This is a genomic window from Bacillus sp. FSL M8-0256, assembly GCF_038005765.1.
In the GTDB taxonomy this organism is placed as follows: Bacteria; Bacillota; Bacilli; order Bacillales; family Bacillaceae; genus Bacillus; species Bacillus safensis.
The window spans coordinates 2954747-2972025 of the sequence record NZ_JBBOTU010000001.1 but is presented as its reverse complement, the minus strand read 5'-3'; the positions used below and the strand labels follow the sequence as shown (position 1 = coordinate 2972025).

Annotated in this window: 16 protein-coding genes and 3 pseudogenes; 17 read left to right on the top strand and 2 right to left on the bottom strand. The window is 41.6% G+C overall.

Annotation, left to right across the window (positions count from 1 at the left end; genetic code table 11):
- Positions 1-93: 93 nt before the first annotated feature.
- The 5 genes from NSQ76_RS15375 to NSQ76_RS15355 all read left to right on the top strand — a co-directional run bounded on the left by NSQ76_RS15375 (position 94) and on the right by NSQ76_RS15355 (position 4794).
- Positions 94-1257: an iron-containing alcohol dehydrogenase gene (locus NSQ76_RS15375; protein WP_024423295.1), complete on the top strand. Its 1164-nt coding sequence runs from the start codon at positions 94-96 to the stop codon at positions 1255-1257.
- 121 nt (positions 1258-1378) lie between these two features.
- Positions 1379-2551, top strand: a complete 1173-nt coding sequence (locus NSQ76_RS15370) for an iron-containing alcohol dehydrogenase (RefSeq protein WP_024423294.1) — start codon at positions 1379-1381, stop codon at positions 2549-2551.
- 126 nt (positions 2552-2677) lie between these two features.
- Positions 2678-4033 (top strand): glucose-6-phosphate isomerase, encoded by a 1356-nt coding sequence (locus tag NSQ76_RS15365; RefSeq protein ID WP_025094199.1) that lies wholly within the window; start codon positions 2678-2680, stop codon positions 4031-4033.
- Between the two features lie 112 nt (positions 4034-4145).
- Positions 4146-4349 carry a spore germination protein gene (locus NSQ76_RS15360; protein WP_254241451.1) on the top strand — a complete coding sequence of 68 codons (204 nt, stop codon included), beginning with the start codon at positions 4146-4148 and terminating at the stop codon, positions 4347-4349.
- A 43-nt stretch (positions 4350-4392) separates the two neighbouring features.
- Entirely contained in the window at positions 4393-4794 is a 402-nt protein-coding gene (locus NSQ76_RS15355) for a YugN-like family protein (protein ID WP_024423291.1), read from the top strand.
- Here NSQ76_RS15355 and NSQ76_RS15350 read toward each other — a convergent pair.
- Complete coding sequence (locus NSQ76_RS15350) at positions 4791-5777, bottom strand: potassium channel family protein (RefSeq protein ID WP_341054663.1); 987 nt, start codon at positions 5775-5777, stop codon at positions 4791-4793. The genes NSQ76_RS15355 and NSQ76_RS15350 overlap by 4 nt on opposite strands.
- Positions 5778-5902: 125 nt before the next feature.
- On the opposite strand from NSQ76_RS15350, the gene NSQ76_RS15345 reads away from it, so the two are divergent.
- The 6 genes from NSQ76_RS15345 (at position 5903) to NSQ76_RS15320 (ending at position 10056) form a co-directional block, all read left to right on the top strand.
- Entirely contained in the window at positions 5903-6127 is a 225-nt protein-coding gene (locus tag NSQ76_RS15345) for a hypothetical protein (protein ID WP_024423289.1), read from the top strand.
- Positions 6128-6207: 80 nt separating this feature from the next.
- Positions 6208-6882, top strand: coding sequence for a zinc metallopeptidase (locus NSQ76_RS15340; protein WP_024423288.1), 675 nt, complete (start codon positions 6208-6210; stop codon positions 6880-6882).
- A gap of 48 nt (positions 6883-6930) precedes the next feature.
- A complete protein-coding gene (locus NSQ76_RS15335) occupies positions 6931-8223 on the top strand; it encodes a hemolysin family protein (RefSeq protein ID WP_024423287.1) in 1293 nt (430 codons plus the stop codon).
- Positions 8224-8336: 113 nt separating this feature from the next.
- On the top strand, positions 8337-8738 hold the full coding sequence (locus NSQ76_RS15330; RefSeq protein ID WP_024423286.1) for a secondary thiamine-phosphate synthase enzyme YjbQ: 402 nt from the start codon (positions 8337-8339) through the stop codon (positions 8736-8738).
- 16 nt (positions 8739-8754) lie between these two features.
- On the top strand, positions 8755-9783 hold the full coding sequence (locus NSQ76_RS15325; RefSeq protein ID WP_341054660.1) for a nitronate monooxygenase: 1029 nt from the start codon (positions 8755-8757) through the stop codon (positions 9781-9783).
- Positions 9784-9807: 24 nt separating this feature from the next.
- The gene (locus NSQ76_RS15320; protein ID WP_024423284.1) at positions 9808-10056 is read left to right on the top strand and encodes a hypothetical protein; all 249 of its coding nucleotides are present in this window, start codon (positions 9808-9810) and stop codon (positions 10054-10056) included.
- A 21-nt stretch (positions 10057-10077) separates the two neighbouring features.
- Here NSQ76_RS15320 and NSQ76_RS15315 read toward each other — a convergent pair whose 3' ends face one another.
- The gene (locus NSQ76_RS15315; protein WP_024423283.1) at positions 10078-10818 is read right to left on the bottom strand and encodes a protein-glutamine gamma-glutamyltransferase; all 741 of its coding nucleotides are present in this window, start codon (positions 10816-10818) and stop codon (positions 10078-10080) included.
- Positions 10819-10974: 156 nt separating this feature from the next.
- Here NSQ76_RS15315 and NSQ76_RS21005 point away from each other — a divergent pair.
- The 6 genes and pseudogenes from NSQ76_RS21005 to NSQ76_RS20980 all read left to right on the top strand — a co-directional run.
- Positions 10975-12024, top strand: a pseudogene (locus NSQ76_RS21005) (cache domain-containing protein); the annotation flags it as partial.
- On the top strand, positions 12016-12966 hold the full coding sequence (locus NSQ76_RS21000; protein ID WP_377940214.1) for a methyl-accepting chemotaxis protein: 951 nt from the start codon (positions 12016-12018) through the stop codon (positions 12964-12966). The pseudogene NSQ76_RS21005 and the gene NSQ76_RS21000, both read left to right, overlap by 9 nt.
- Positions 12967-13091: 125 nt before the next feature.
- A pseudogene (locus NSQ76_RS20995) lies at positions 13092-14138 on the top strand (HAMP domain-containing protein); the annotation flags it as partial.
- A complete protein-coding gene (locus NSQ76_RS20990) occupies positions 14133-15083 on the top strand; it encodes a methyl-accepting chemotaxis protein (RefSeq protein ID WP_377939542.1) in 951 nt (316 codons plus the stop codon). The pseudogene NSQ76_RS20995 and the gene NSQ76_RS20990, both read left to right, overlap by 6 nt.
- Before the next feature lie 173 nt (positions 15084-15256).
- Positions 15257-16294 (top strand): annotated as a pseudogene (locus NSQ76_RS20985) (HAMP domain-containing protein); the annotation flags it as partial.
- A complete protein-coding gene (locus NSQ76_RS20980; protein ID WP_369877313.1) occupies positions 16286-17233 on the top strand; it encodes a methyl-accepting chemotaxis protein in 948 nt (315 codons plus the stop codon). The pseudogene NSQ76_RS20985 and the gene NSQ76_RS20980, both read left to right, overlap by 9 nt.
- The last annotated feature ends 46 nt before the right edge of the window (positions 17234-17279 follow it).

Below are 17279 nucleotides of genomic sequence, written 5' to 3'. Positions count from 1 at the left end.
TTAGCCAAACTATGCGTAAGAAAATGGATGAAAGCAAATTACTTTACTTTTGGAATGAATGAGGCGCATAATGTAGCGCGAGGAGGAGATCACATGGATCGATTTACTTATTGGAACCCAACGAAATTAATTTTTGGAAAGGGAGAAGTATCAGCCCTTTCAGATGAACTCAAACACTACGGAAAAAACGTATTACTTGTATATGGTGGAGGCAGTATTAAACGAAACGGCCTTTATGACCAAGTTGTCAGCATCCTAAAAGAATCAGGAGCTGCAATCACTGAACTTGCTGGTGTAGAGCCTAACCCGCGCTTAACAACAGTAAGAAAAGGGGTAGAGCTTTGCAAAGAGAACAACATTGATTTTATTTTGGCAGTTGGCGGCGGCAGTGTCATTGATGCCACAAAAGCAATCGCAGCTGGTGCGAAGTACGATGGAGATGCTTGGGATATCGTGACACGCAAACACGTCCCAATGGAAGCTATTCCGTTCGGTACAGTGTTAACACTTGCGGCAACAGGCTCTGAAATGAACTCAGGATCAGTTATCACAAACTGGGAAACAAATGAGAAGTATGGCTGGGGAAGTCCAGCAGTTTTCCCGAAATTCTCTATTCTTGATCCAGTTAACACATTCACTGTGCCTAAAAACCATACGATTTATGGCATGGTTGACATGATGTCACATGTGTTCGAACAATATTTCCATCACACAGAAAATACACCTTATCAAGATCGTATGTGTGAAGGACTTCTTCGCACTGTCATTGAAACGGCACCGAAATTGATCAACGATCTAGAGAACTACGAGCTGCGTGAAACGATTTTATTCACTGGCACAATTGCACTTAATGGCATGCTTTCAATGGGGGCACGTGGTGACTGGGCATCTCATAACATTGAGCATGCAGTATCTGCTGTCTATGATATTCCTCATGCAGGCGGTCTTGCGATCTTGTTCCCGAACTGGATGAAACATGTGATTCAAGAAAACCCAGGCCGTTTTAAACAATTAGCGGTGCGTGTATTCGATGTAGATCCTGCGGGCAAAACAGACGAAGAAGTTGGCTTAGAAGGAATCGACAAGCTGTCAGCTTTCTGGACAAGTCTTGGTGCACCAAGCCGTTTGGCGGATTATGACATCAACGATGAGAAAATTGATTTAATTGCAGACCGTGCAATGGCACGCGGTGAATTTGGTCAATTTAAAAAGCTGAACAAAGAAGATGTTTTAGCCATTTTGAACGCTTCTTTATAATTGAACAACAAAGGGATAGCTGCTTGCGGGCAGTTATCTTTTTTTGAGTTCATCGTGTACATATGTTACAGTAGTCTTTCATGTTTTTGGATATATTCGTTGTAAGGAGATGTTTCAACAGATGGAGAATTTTATTTACTATAATCCAACAAAATTGATGTTTGGAAAAGGACAGTTAGAAGGACTCAAAAGCGAACTCGCTCGTTATGGAAAACGAGTGTTACTTGTATATGGTGGCGGCAGCATTAAGAAAAATGGTCTTTATGACAAAGTCATCAGTGCGTTAAAAGAAGCAGATGCTGAAGTATTTGAGCTGTCTGGCGTTGAACCAAACCCGCGCCTCACAACAGTGAAAAAGGGAATTGATATCTGCCAAAAGGAGAACATTGATTTCTTATTAGCCGTTGGCGGCGGCAGTGTGATCGACTGTACAAAAGCGATAGCAGCCGGAGCAGAGTATGACGGTGATGTGTGGGATATTATTTCAAAGAAAACAACCGCTCAAAAAGCGCTGCCGTTTGGCACAGTGCTGACACTTGCAGCAACTGGTTCAGAAATGAACCCGGACTCTGTCATCACAAACTGGGAAACGAATGAAAAATATGTGTGGGGCAGCTCTGTCACTCACCCTGCTTTTTCAATTCTAGACCCTGAGCATACGTATTCTGTGCCAGAAAACCAGACGGTGTATGGTATGGTCGATATGATGAGCCACGTTTTTGAGCAATACTTCCATAATGTAAAAAACACGCCTTTACAGGACCGGATGTGTTTTGCTGTTCTTCAAACGGTCATCGAGACAGCACCAAAACTGCTGGAGGACTTACAAAACTATGAGCATCGTGAAACGATTCTCTATGCAGGAACGATTGCTTTAAATGGCACGCTGCAAATGGGTTACTTTGGCGACTGGGCGTCCCACACGATTGAGCATGCTGTATCGGCTGTCTATGACATTCCGCATGCAGGCGGGCTTGCTATTCTCTTCCCAAACTGGATGCGCCACACGCTCGATCATAATGTGGAACGCTTTAAAAACCTTATGCTGAACATGTTTGACATCGAAACAGAAGGAAAATCAGATCGTGACATCGCATTAGAAGGAATCGACAAACTGTCAGCTTTCTGGACAAGCCTTGGTGCACCAAGCCGTTTAGCTGATTATGACATTGGTGAGGATCAGCTGGACAAAATTGCCGACATTGCAGCAAAAGAAATGGAATACGGTGGTTTTGGAAACTTTATGAAACTTAACCGTGATGATATTCTAGCGATTTTGAAAGCTTCTTTATAATCCAGATTGCCGCTTTTCATCCAGAAAAGCGGCTTTTTGCTATGCCAGTGACGATCACTTGATTTCAATAGCTAGTTCCGCTAAAGTGAAAGGGACAGAACTAACGTAATGGAGGGCTTACAAGCGATGACACATATTCAATTTGACTACTCGAAAGCGTTACCTTTCTTTCAAGAACATGAGCTTACATATTTAAAAGATTTTGTGAAGGTAGCCCATCATAATATTCATGAACAAACGGGTGCAGGCAGTGACTATTTAGGCTGGGTGGACTTGCCGAAGCAATACGACCGCGAAGAGTTTGCCCGCATTAAAAAAAGTGCAGACAAAATTAAGTCTGACTCTGACGTCCTGCTCGTTGTCGGAATCGGCGGGTCATATCTAGGTGCACGTGCGGCGATTGAATTTTTGAACCATTCTTTCTATAACACTTTGCCAAAAGGCAAGCGCAAGACACCGCAAATCATTTTTATTGGAAACAACATCAGTTCTTCTTATTTAACAGATGTGATGGATCTATTGGAAGATGCAGATTTCTCCATTAATGTGATTTCAAAATCTGGTACAACAACAGAGCCAGCCATTGCGTTCCGCATCTTTAAAAAGCTCCTCATTGAAAAATACGGTGCTGAAGAAGCGAAAAAACGTATTTATGCGACAACTGACAAGGCACGCGGTGCACTTAAAACATTAGCAACTGAAGAAGGCTACGAATCATTTATCATCCCTGATGATGTTGGTGGACGCTATTCTGTATTAACAGCAGTCGGCCTTTTGCCAATCGCTGTGAGCGGTGCAGACATTGATCAGATGATGGAAGGTGCGGCAAAAGCAAGCGAAGACTTCGCTTCATCTGAGCTTACTGAAAATGCGGCTTACCAATATGCTGTCGTCCGCAATGTCCTTTACAATAAAGGCAGAACGATTGAAATGCTGATTAACTATGAGCCAGGCCTGCAATATTTCGCAGAATGGTGGAAGCAATTATTTGGTGAAAGTGAAGGGAAAGATGAAAAAGGAATCTATCCTTCATCTGCTAACTTCTCAACAGATCTTCATTCACTTGGCCAATATGTTCAAGAAGGAAGAAGAGACTTGTTTGAAACAATCGTCAATGTAGAGAAGCCTCGACATGAGCTTGTAATTGAAGCAGAAGAACAAGACCTTGATGGCTTGAACTATCTAGCAGGAAAAACGGTTGATTTCGTCAATAAAAAAGCATTTGAAGGAACGATGCTTGCCCATACAGATGGAAAAGTACCGAACCTTATCGTGACAATTCCTGAGATGGATGCTTATACATTCGGATACCTCGTGTACTTCTTTGAGAAAGCATGTGCGATGTCTGGATATTTACTAGGCGTCAATCCATTTGATCAGCCTGGAGTAGAAGCTTATAAAGTGAATATGTTTGCTTTACTAGGAAAACCAGGCTTCGAAGAGAAAAAAGCAGAGCTTGAAAGCCGCCTGAAACAATCATAAGAATGAAAAAGCACACCTTTTCATAAGGGTGTGCCTTTTTTGTTTTCTTCAGATTCCTGTGCAAGCTTTCCTATGTTCTGTACATAGAATAATGAATGGAGGAGGGTGAAAAATGAGGACGAATCATATTTATATTCATGATATTTCTGGCCAGGCAATCGTGAACTTTGGCAATGTCGGACGCATTTGTTCTAAGAGTGCTACGAAGGAAACAGCAGGTTCCGGCAGTGATAACGAGACGAATCAATCAACCAATCAAAGCTCATTTGATGCCGCGTTTACAAACAATGTCCAAATCGCGAGAGGAAATGTATGAATTCCTCTCTTTAACGAACCCTATACAAAAAGGAGGGTTTCGTATGATTCATGTACCATCCAGGCTGCCTGGTGAAAGCTTTTCACTTTACCATTTAGAAGAAACGATGAAGCCGCTCGGTTATGTCATTAATGGGAACTGGGATTATGATCACGGGTATTTTGATTATAAAATTGATAACCGTGATGGCTATACCTTTCTCAGAGTTCCTTTTACAGCCGAGAAAGGCCAGCTCGATCAGCCAGGTGTTGTGGTGAAAATGGGACATCCATTTCTCTTAAAGCATGTCTATCAAGACAAGTTAGATGATCATGCGATGGTTGGAAATGTGGGCGCATCCTTTAACCAATTCCAAGAACCAAAAGAGAAAGATGGGGATGTATCAAAGGCTTATGCTGAGATTGGCTTTTCGCTCGTCAAGGAATTAGAAGACGCACTGCTTTAAAGGCTGATCAGTTCATCCTCTGGATGAAGCTCATAGCCAAAGGGAGGATTCATCATGGGTCCTTCTTTTTTTTGTACGCCGACGATGATCACATGATGCTCTAAAAAATGATGGAGCGCTGTTAAGAATGTTTCTCCGGCTAATGAAGCTGGTACAGGTATGATGGTGACGTGTTTATGCAGCGTCATATGTCGTTTTTTCTTAAACGCCGTGAGTTGTTCCTTTATTAGAAAATGTTCAACCATTAAATGATTGACAGCATCAGAGGTATGAATGACTTGGTTGGCACCAGCACGCTCGGCATTCTTCACGTAACGATCTGTTAAGATTTCAATTAAACAATACAGCGAAGGATTTAATCCTTTTGCTGCAAGTAAGGTCAAAACACTCTGCATATCGGCTGTCACTTCATTTTCATGCTGATCCGCGGTAATCATGAGTGCATCTGCACTGGTAATGTTGGCTTTGCGCAGTGTGCCATCTTCGGTCCCGTGTCCTTTAATAAAATGAACATTCTCTAAAAGAGGCCCCTCTTTCAAGGAATCATCAATCAGCACAATCGGCATAGCTGGATCAATCGTTTGAAACGACTGAAGCAGTTTGTTCGTCTTCTCATTCCAGCCGACGATAATGAGATGTCCTTTTCCCTTAAAGGCTACCTTGCCCTCAACATAATGGTGCTGCTTGCTGAACACAGCGGCGGCAAGTGTGGCGAAATAAGCGGTGACAAAGCTGGCTCCGATAAAGATGAGCGCCATACCAGCCACCTGTCCTGGCATGGTTTGCGGCACAAAATCTCCGTAACCAACAGTAGAGACTGTAATAAGCGCCCACCAGATCCCATCAAAGATCGTATGATACTGCTTCGGTTCAAGTAAAACGATTAATTGTCCAAAAAAGAGAAGCAAGAAACAGATGATGATGGCAATTCGAAGATAAAGCGGCCACCTTAGCCAAGCAATAAAGATACGGTTTGATTTCATCGGACTCTTCCTTTCAGGAGACTGCTAATGTCAGTATGCCCGATTGGGAACACATTTTTTCATCTTTGTCATGTATTGAAATAGAACCCATATCTTAAAATAGGGAGAAGAAGGAGGGAATTCGAATGTCGTTTGTTCAAAAGACCGTACTTCTTTTTATTGGTGTGCACTTTTTATCATCAGCTGTCATCTTACTCGTGTTTGATTTAAATGCTGTGAATCATTTTATGAATGATTTTTCATGGCTGCACTTTTTTCAAGACCTTTATGGTACGGGAACCTTTTATACAGCTTGCTTAGGTGTGTTCTTCTTTTTCATTGGTGCGGTTATCCCCCTGAAAAAGACCTAGTGCTTTTTGCTGTACACGGTACATAAAAGTCATTAAAATTGTAAATAAATATATAAAATAAAAGGAAGCTGATGAGCATGCTGTTTTTTTATTTTTTAACATTTGCCGCATTGGGATTATCATTTTGGGCACAATTTAAAGTGAAGAATAATTTTGAAAAGTATTCAAAGGTGGAAGCATCCAGTATGAAAACAGGTGCTGAAACCGCTCGATATATTTTAGATCGCAACGGGTTATACGACGTGCCTGTTGAACCGGTAAGAGGAACTTTGACTGATCATTACGACCCGACGCAGCGTGTGGTTCGTTTATCTGAACCTGTGTACTACGGCCATTCCATTTCGGCCATTTCAGTCGCATCACACGAGGTTGGACATGCCTTGCAGCATCAGGAATCCTATGGTGCGCTTGTTTTGAGACATAAGATCTTTCCTGTCGTGAACTTTGCATCTGGTGTTGCTCCGCTTCTTTTCCTTGGTGGAATTTTGCTCAGCAGCCTTAACTTAATCGGGCTTGGGATCATTTTGTTCTCAGCAGCTGTATTCTTTCAGCTTGTGACATTGCCTGTCGAGTTTAATGCAAGTTCTCGTGCAAAAGATATCATTGTTTCAGAAGGAATCATTAGAAGCAGTGAAGAAAGAGGCGTGAACAAGGTGTTAAATGCTGCAGCTCTGACGTACGTAGCAGCGGCCCTTGTCTCCCTGTTTGAATTGCTCCGTTTTGTAATGATCTTCCTAAATGGCCGTAATGATTAATTGATGCCAGAGGAGGTGAGCCCTTACCAGTGTTAGGTAAGGGTTTTTTTGTATATTTTAAACGTATTTTTAGTCATATTACTCATTGCTGCGACAGCATTTTTTGTTGTCACTGAATTTGCGATTGTGAAAATTAGAGGCTCTAAAATCAACCAGCTGATCGAAAGCGGTGATAAGAGAGCCATCCATGTTCAAAAGCTGATATCAAATCTCGATGAATATTTATCCGCCTGCCAACTTGGCATTACCATCACGGCCTTAGGTCTAGGGTGGCTGGGTGAACCGACGGTGGAGCATTTTCTGCATCCGCTGTTTGAAAAAATCGGGCTTCATTCTGCATTGACTGACATCCTTTCGTTTATCATCGCATTTGTGATCATTACGTTTTTACATGTCGTGGTGGGAGAACTCGCGCCTAAAACAATTGCCATTCAAAAGGCAGAGGCCGTCAGCCTTGTGACAGCAAAACCACTCATCTTTTTCTATAAAGTCATGTACCCGTTTATTAAGGCATTAAATGGGGCTGCACGAAGCATCGTGAAATTATTTGGTTATCATTCTGTCAAAGAACATGAAGTGGCGATCAGTGAGGAGGAATTGCGACTCATTTTATCTGAAAGCTATGAGAAGGGTGAGATTAACCAATCTGAGTACAAATATGTGAATAAAATCTTTGAATTTGATAACCGAGTGGCGAGAGAGATCATGATCCCGCGTACAGAAATTTCAGCCATAGAGATTGAACAGACCTTAGAAGACGTGACCCATTATATGCTGAACGAAAGGTACACACGCTACCCTGTTATTAAAGAAGACAAAGATCATGTGATTGGTGTTATTAATAGTAAAGATGTATTTAAGGCCAGCTTCCTAAATCAAGATGTTTCTATTGAAGACTTAATGCGTCCGGTGATACGAGTGATTGAAAGCACCCCTGTTCAAGAATTGCTCATTTTGATGCAAAAGGAACGAATCCATATGTCAGTGCTCGTAGACGAATACGGAGGTACAGCGGGACTTGTCACAGTAGAGGACATATTAGAGGAAATTGTCGGAGAGATTCGAGACGAATATGATCAGGATGAAACACCTCATATCGTTAAAAAAGGTGATTTTCATTATGTGATGGATGGGAAAGCATTGATTGATGAAGTAAATGATTTATTGGATTTAGCCATTGAAAATGATGATGTTGATACAATTGCAGGCTGGATGATGACGCATAAATTTGATTTTGACATTGGAGATACGATTGAAGCAGAAGGCTGTGAATTTACGATCATTGATGCTGAAGACCACCATATTCGAACCATTGAAGTCAAAAAGGTTCACTTTTCTTAAAAACCTCGCATTGCTTGACGAGGTTTTTTTGCTTGGTAAACTTTAGATAAGAAGATTTGTTTCACATAAAAAGGGTATGGTTTTTATAGAAACGTCAAAAAGGAGCAGCTCATATGAAAAAAATCAATGTACAAACAGACAGACGCGATGACATGCTCGACGTCACACACGAGGTTCTCCAATATGTCAGGGAAACAGGCATACAAAACGGAACTGTCATCGTCTATTGTCCACATACGACAGCTGGGATCACCATTAATGAAAATGCGGATCCAGATGTGAAACGGGATATGCTTCGCCGGCTGGATGAAGTCTTTCCGTGGAAACATCCAAAGGATCGCCATATGGAAGGAAATACGGCAGCGCATATGAAAGCGAGTTATATGGGGGCGTCTCAGCATGTTCTCATTCATGATGGAGATCTTGTGCTAGGCACGTGGCAGGGAATCTATTTTTGTGAGTTTGACGGGCCGAGGCAGCGTCATTTTTATGTACAAGTGATGTCAAACGAGTAAGAGATGGGGGAAATAAATGGGGGATATCAAAAAGTTGCAAATCGAACATGGAATCATCCAAGCGCCAATGGCAGGAGGAGCTGTGACACCGCAGCTGGCAGCCGCTGTTTCAAATTACGGAGGGCTTGGCAGCCTGGCAAGTGGATATGTGCAGCCTGACGATTTGAGACAGCAGATTAGACAGGTCAAACAGCTGACATCTCGCCTGTTTCAGGTCAATGTGTTTGTACCAGAGCCAATTCCTGATGTGAAAAAAGAGGATGTGGCATTTTGGGAGAGGAAACTGCCTGTATGGCCCGAAGCTCATAGGATGCCAAGCGAAGAAGAATTGTGGGATGATTTTGAACAGAAAATCAACATTCTTCTGGAAGAAGACGTTCCGATTGTTTCCTTTACATTTGCCTGTCCAAAAGAACAAACGATTCACCGCCTAAAACAAAAGGGGATCTTTTTAATCGGAACGGCCACAACAAAAGAGGAAGCACTGCTTTTAGAGGAAAAGGGAATGGATGCCATTGTTCTGCAAGGATGTGAAGCAGGAGGGCACCGCGGCACATTTTTACGTGCAAAAGGAGACGCTCTGCTGGGACTCATCAGCCTGATCTCAGATGTCAAACGGGTCTGCCGCGTGCCTTTGATTGCCGCAGGAGGCATCACGGACCGATCAGGTGTCAAAGCAGCGCTGGCGCTTGGAGCAGATGCGGTTCAAATCGGTACACGGTTTTTAGCCAGCAAGGAAAGTGCTGCGGCAGAAGTATATAAGAAGGCTATTTTACAGGCAGAAGGCAGTGAAACAAAGGTGACCAGACTTTTTTCTGGGAAAAGAGCGAGAGGTATTGTGAATCAGTGGATGGAGGATGAAAGCCTGCATGAAGATCGGGTTCTTCCTTATCCAGTTCAGCATGTATGCACAACACCGATGCGAAAAGCAGCTGCTGCCGGCGGTAACCCTGATCAAATGGCTCTGTGGGCAGGACAGGGGGTTGGACGTATTCACTCGATTTTAAGCGTTGAAGACATCATGCACGAACTGACGCAGACATAAAATCATGATGGGTGGTGTGACAGGATGGACATCTTAAAACATTCCTACCGAAAAAAAGGCCAGATTGAATTTTGGTTTGATGATTTCCCTCATTCTCCTGCTGTCCTTACGCCCATTCGTCATTACTATTTTGTTCGCTACGTGAAATGGAGCCGGCACGACTCGCCGGTTACAAGAAAAGATTTAGAAGAAATGGAGGTCCTTGCGAACACGATGCTTGGCACACTCCAAAATTATCGTAAACGCAAGGCATACAAAAGCCCCTTGTCATAACCAAGAGACAAGAGGCTTTTTTTAGCTGCCAAACATTTGCCTGAGATAAATGACATCCATCCGTGTAGTCTGCGGTAATAAATAAGCGGATTGAACTGCACCTGGCCGTCTTCTCTTATTTAGTTTGTCGATAATTTCTGCCGCTGTTAAAATTCCAAGCCCGTGACCGTAATATTGATCTTCTCCTAAGTAAATCACATTTTCTCCGCGCCATTGCGACTGCTGATAGCTAAACTCTGGATTTTCGAAATATAGACAATCCCCATAGATAAAATCATTCCCGCGCTCTGTATAAATCGACAAAGTATCATAGTGCCAGTCATACAGTGTTAAACTGCGAAGTCTCCGATTAAACTTCTCCTCTCCTACTGTTTGCAAGACCCCCATATAAAACACAATGACAATTGCCGTTGCACATTCAAATGCATATTTTGAACCATTTTCAAAAATGTCTTTAATGCCTCTAGATGGCTCCACTTGATAGCGCAGCTCTAGTGCTCCTGCTTCCGATACTCGCCAAAACGCATCATTTGCACGCGATCTTTGAAAGATGGCAAATGAGGCACCGCTTTTATTCAAATCTCTTGCAGCATTCATAATGTTCGATCTTAAAGTGACCTCAAATAGCAAATCAGATGCTTGCCTATAGCGAAACGTATCATTTGAGGCTTGTAACTGCATCAAAATGCTCCGCTTTTGTCCCTCTAGCTGAAACGATGCCAGCTGCTCATTTGTCACTGGCTGTCCTGAAAGGATAATCATATGAAAAGCGCCCCCTTTTGTATTAGCGTATGCAGGGTGCTTGGGCAAGGAATCAATTTGTGAAAATAAACAAAATAGCATCCTTTTTATTTGAAAAACATGAAAATACTATGAAGATGTCCGATATAAAACATATCGTTTAAAAGGAGGAAAAACATGAAAAGTGCAATAAAATGGTTGAAAAAACCATCGATTTCCAAGAGACTGATTATTTCATTCACACTTGTTCTCGTCTTGCCAATCATTACACTTAGTACAATTTCATATCAGATTGCCAAAGAAGAATTAGATCATGAAATCATGTACGGAGCAAAAGCAAGAGTCAATGATATGAATGACATGATCGAGCAAAAGCTTTTGAATAAAGAAAACGCGGTGAAACTTTTTACTCAAACAACTACTGCTGCAGACTTTAAAAAGAAAAACCAGGACGAACTGTATGAGCATTTTGAAATATACAGCAAAATCAACGAAGATGATGTAGTTGGATTTTATGCAGCAAGTAAAAATCGTGATTTCATTCAGTTTCCTAAAGTAGACATGCCAAAAGGCTATGACCCAACAACACGCGATTGGTATCAGCAAGCGATGCAGGATGAAAAAGGTGAGCCAGTTGTCACCAATCCATACATTTCTGCTACAACAAACGGCATGGTGGTCACGATTGCCCAGCGCCTGAAGGACGGGTCGGGAGCGATCGGAATCGACATTGATGTGCAAGACATTGTTGATAAAATCAAAGAAATTAAAATTGGACGAGAAGGATATCCAATTATTGCAAATAAAAGCAAACAAATTGTAGCCCATCCAGAAGAAAAATCAGGATCTGAAGTCACAGGAAATATTTCATCAATCCTTTATAGCGGCAAAGAAGGAACATCAACTTATGAGAATAAAGGAGAACAAAAACGTATCGTTTTTGTCACAAATGATTTAACAGGTTGGAAAATTGCTGGAACGATGTTTGTATCAGAAACAGAAGAAGCAGCACAGCCAGTTTGGAATTCTGCCATTATTCTTTTAATTACTTCATTTATCCTTGGCGGTGTCGCTATCTTCTTCATCGTTCGCTCGATCACGATTGGACTGAGAAGGCTTGTTGATTTCTCAGAAAAGGTGAGTGAAGGGGATTTAACAGAAACCCTTGAAACCAAATCGAAGGATGAAATAGGAGACCTCACAAGAAGCTTCAGCAAGATGAGTGAATCTCTTCGTGACGTCATTCGCGCTGTACAGCAATCTGTCGACAACGTGGCTTCGGCTTCAGAGGAGCTGACGGCAAGTGCCAGCCAAACGAGTCAAGCAACAGAGCATATCACGATGTCAATTGAACAATTTTCAAATGGAAATGAAGCACAAAACGAGAAAGTCGAATCCAGTACGAATCAGCTTGTGGCAATGAACGAAGGATTACAAGATATGTCACAAACCTCATCTGAAGTGGCTGCTGTCTCACTTCAATCAACAGAGGCGGCTGGTCAAGGCGGCCGAATTGTTGAAAGCACAGCAAGCCAAATGAAACATATTGATACATCTGTACAAGAAGCAGAACAGGTCATGAAAGAATTAGAATACAAGTCTAAAGATATTACGAGTATTTTAAATGTCATTAACGGCATCGCGGATCAAACAAACTTACTTGCGCTTAATGCAGCAATTGAAGCAGCAAGAGCAGGTGAATCAGGGCGCGGCTTCTCCGTCGTTGCAGAAGAAGTGAGAAAACTAGCTGTCCAATCCGCAGATTCAGCGAAAGAAATTGAGAAGCTTATCCAAGAAATTGTGTTAGAAATTGCTAAATCTCAAGATATGTTCAAAGCAGTTAATCGAGAAGTAAACGCAGGACTTGGTATGACAGAAGAAGCAAAAGAAAGCTTCCAGCACATTTATGAGGCGGCAGAAGGAATGTCGAAAAAACTGTCGCAATTAAACGATACAGCCATTGACCTATCAAGCGGTTCAAAGCTTGTTTCACAAGCGATGCAGGAGATGCGCCAAGTCTCAAGAGACAGCGCAGCAAACATTCAGGACATTGCGGCTTCCGCAGAAGAGCAGCTAGCATCTATGGAAGAAATCACATCTTCTTCTGTGACACTTGCCAACATGGCAGAGGAACTAAAAGAGCTCACAAGTCAATTTAAAATTAATTAAATAATGATGAAAAAGTATCCAGAATTGTCTGGGTATTTTTTTTATTTTTAAACGTCATTTCCTGCCTCTAAAAATACACCTTTCATCCGATAATAACTTTAGAGAAGTAAAGGGGGAAAGTTAAAATGGGAAAAATGATCCAATGGTTCAAAAAACCATCCATTTCAAAGAAATTAATCATTGCCTTCTTGGTAGTTCTTATCCTGCCGACTGTGGCACTGACAATTAGTGCGTTTTTTACATCAAAGACAGAACTAGACAAACAGATTATGCGCAGTGCGATGAGTCAGGTCAATGCATTTGATACCTTAATCAATGAGAATATTGGCAACAAATCAGATGCTGTGACACTGTTTTCAGACTCGCTCAAAGCGTCTAATCTTCAAGAAAAAAATAGAAATGCGACCATTAAAGAATTACAGCAATTTGGAAAAATTAATGAAAAAGATGTTTCTGCGATCTATGCAGGCTCTGAAAAGGGATTGTTTATGCAATACCCAGTTCAAAAGATGCCAGACGGCTACGATCCAAGAGAACGTCCATGGTATCAAGAGGCATTGAAAGCAGAAAACGGCAAACAAGTCATCACAAAACCATATGTAGCAGCATCTACAGGCAAAATGGTGATCACAATTGCCCAAAAAACGAAAGATGGTTCAGGTGTCATTGGTCTTGATATGGAAATTGACAGCCTGCTCCAAAAACTAAAAGAAATCAAAATTGGGCAAAAAGGCTATGCTTTCATGATGGAGAAAGATAAAACGGTTTTAGCAGATCCAACCCAAAAGTCAGGAAGTCAGGTCAATGAAAATCTGGCCAGTATTATTTATAAAAACAAAGAAGGAAGCGGCAGCTATACCCTCAACGGAACAGATAAAAAGGTTGCATATGTCACCAATGAATTAACCGGCTGGAAAATTGGTGGAACGATGCTCGTATCTGAAGTAGAAGAAGCAGCAAAGCCCGTTTTCAATACTGCCATTATCGTATTCAGTGTCACACTCATTGTAGCAGGCACCCTCATTTTCTTTATCGTCCGCTCTATTTCAAAAAGATTATCCAATCTTGCCCGCTTCTCGAAAAAAGTCAGCGAAGGTGATTTACGCGATAAGCTTCAGATCCAGTCAGATGACGAAATTGGACAAGTTGGTAAAGGCTTTAATACAATGATTGATTCATTGCGATCCCTTATTGGAGCCGTTCAAACTTCAGTTGAAAATGTCGCATCTTCATCAGAAGAACTGACTGCCAGCGCAGGACAGACAAGTAAAGCAACAGAGCATATTACACTAGCCATTGAACAATTCTCCAGCGGAAATGAAAGCCAAAATGATAAAGTCGAATTGAGCTCAGTCGAGTTAGATGAAATGAATCGTGGTCTTCAACATATGAATCAATCGGCTGAATCTATTACGGCTTCATCGATTAAATCAACAGATATCGCAGGGGAAGGCGGACAGCTTGTTGAAAAAACCGCTTCTCAAATGAATGTCATTGATCAGTCCGTGAAAAAAGCAGAGAACGTCATTAGTGCGCTTGAAAATAAATCGAAAGACATTACCCAAATTCTCGGTGTCATCAATGGAATTGCCGATCAAACGAATTTACTTGCGCTAAATGCAGCGATTGAAGCAGCAAGAGCTGGTGAATCTGGCAGAGGCTTCTCCGTTGTAGCAGAAGAAGTAAGAAAACTGGCGGTTCAATCTGCGAACTCGGCAAAAGAAATTGAGAATTTGATCAAAGAAATCGTGCAAGACATCGACGTATCACAGGAAGTATTCACTGCGGTGAATCGAGAAGTTCAATCAGGCCTAAGCTTCACTGAACAAACGAAAGTGAGCTTCCACAATATTTTTGACATGACAAAAGAAATTTCTAACCAGCTTCAAACAATGAATCAAACCGTTGTCCAACTTTCAAAAGGCTCTGCACATGTGTCAGAGGCTGTTCGTGAGATTGCAGACGTATCACGTGAAAGCTCGGCAAATATTCAAGACATTGCTGCTTCAGCTGAAGAACAGCTGGCATCAATGGAAGAAATCAGCTCGTCCTCTGCCACACTCTCTTCGATGGCAGAAGAATTACGCGATTTAATTAGCAAATTTAAGGTTGAATAGACATGAAGAAAAGAGCCTCCAGCTAGAGGCTCTTTTTTATTGGATAAACCAAAAGAAATGGGTAATTATACTTATTTTTTGTTTTTATTGAACATTATTCCTTGAAAAATAATTCATATTACCTAAGAATAGAAGAGAAAGACCACAAATCATAAATCAAAAGGAGTAGAGTCATGAAAAAATTCAACTTTTTTAAGCACTTTACGATGTCGAAGAAATTAATTACTGCATTCTTAGCGATTCTCCTAGTGCCAATTCTCGTATTGGCCGCATTTTCTTATGAAGTGGCATCAAAGTCTCTCAATGATGAGATTATGTCTAGCGCTGCAAATGGTGTTCAACAATTAAACGAACTCATTAATAAAGATATACAGCCTAAAATTGACATTGTTTCATATTTATCCAGATCGGTCAAAAAGGAAGAATTGACTGCTAAAAACAAAGATTTACTCAAAGTGAAATTAGAGCAATTATCGGAAACAGATGATGATGTAGTAGAAGTATTTGTTGCAGATCAAAATGGTAAACTAACTGAATATTCCGAGATTCACAAAGGTAATGCAAAGAGCGCAAAAAATGAACCATGGTTTCAGCAATCGATGGGAGAGAAGAAACTCATCATTTCAGATCCTTTCACCGACAAGTCATCAGATGACCTGCTCATCACAATATCTGAGCAGTTAGCAGATGGATCTGGTGTGATTGGGGTGAATGTACGATTAAATACGGTTGTTAAAGATACAAACAGCATCAAAATTGGCCAAGAAGGCTATGCGTTTATCGCCACATCAGATCAGCGTTATGTGGCCCATAAAACCGATAAGGCGGGGACAAAGCTGACTGGTGACTTCATCTCAAAACTATATGATAAAAAAGAAGGCAGCTTTGAATATGAATACAATGGCCAGCCGAAGCAAATGTTTTTTGCCACAAATGAAGCAACCGGCTGGAAGCTAGCTGGAACGATGTATGTGAATGAAGTAAAAGAAGCCGCACAGCCAGTGCTCGACTTAACAATGATTATCCTTGCGGCTGCGATTGCCATTGGCGGAATCGCGATTTATTTTATTATTAAATCGATTCGAAAGCCACTGATAGAGCTCTCTGAATCGGCTGAGAAAATCAGTCAAGGTGATTTGACCCAGCATATTGAAGTTCGTACGCACGATGAAATTGGTAAGCTAGCGCAGAGCTTTAACGACATGTCAGCAAAGCTGAAGCAAGTCATTCAAGCTGTCCAAAATTCCATTGAAAATGTGGCTGCTTCGTCTGAAGAGTTAACGGCAAGTGCAGGACAGACAGCTCAAGCGACTGAGCATATCACATCATCTATTGAACAGTTCTCAAACAGCACTGAACATCAAAATGATATGATCGAAAAAAGCTCAGTCCAGTTAAACGAAATGGATCGGAGCTTATCGCATATGGTCGACACAACCTCTCATATGATGGAATCGTCGATCGAATCGAGCAGAACCGCTCAGGCTGGAGGAGAACTCGTTCAAAAAACAGCAGGCCAGATGCAAACGATTGAGCAGGCAGTAAAAGAAGCAGAGCTTGTCATTGCAGGCTTGGAGCAGAAATCAAAGGATATTACAAACATTCTTGGGGTCATCAACGGTATTGCGGATCAAACGAATCTCCTTGCTTTAAACGCTGCGATAGAAGCCGCACGAGCAGGTGAAGCAGGCAGAGGCTTCTCTGTTGTCGCAGAAGAAGTCCGCAAATTGGCAGAGCAGTCAGGAAGCTCTTCAAAAGAAATTGAAAGCCTGACGAACGAAATTGTGGAGGAAATAGAAAAATCGCAGAAAATGTTTAAACAAGTAGCAGGTGAAGTACAATCTGGATTAAACATTACAGATGAAACGAAAGTGAGTTTTGAGAAAATCACTGATAAAACATCAGAAATGACAGAACAAATGAAACAAATGAACGGATCAGCCAAAGAGCTATCGCATGGCTCAAATGATATTTCTCATGCGGTGAATCAAATCAAAGAGCTCTCAAGAGAAAGCTCAGCAGGCTTCCAAGATATCGCGGCATCAGCAGAAGAACAGCTTGCATCTATGGAAGAGATCAGCTCATCCTCTGCCACTTTATCTCAGATGGCAGAAGAACTAAGGGAGCTCATTAAACAATTTAAAATGTAAGAGGAGAGTAGCGAAACACCTGACGTCAAAACGTCAGGTGTTTTTC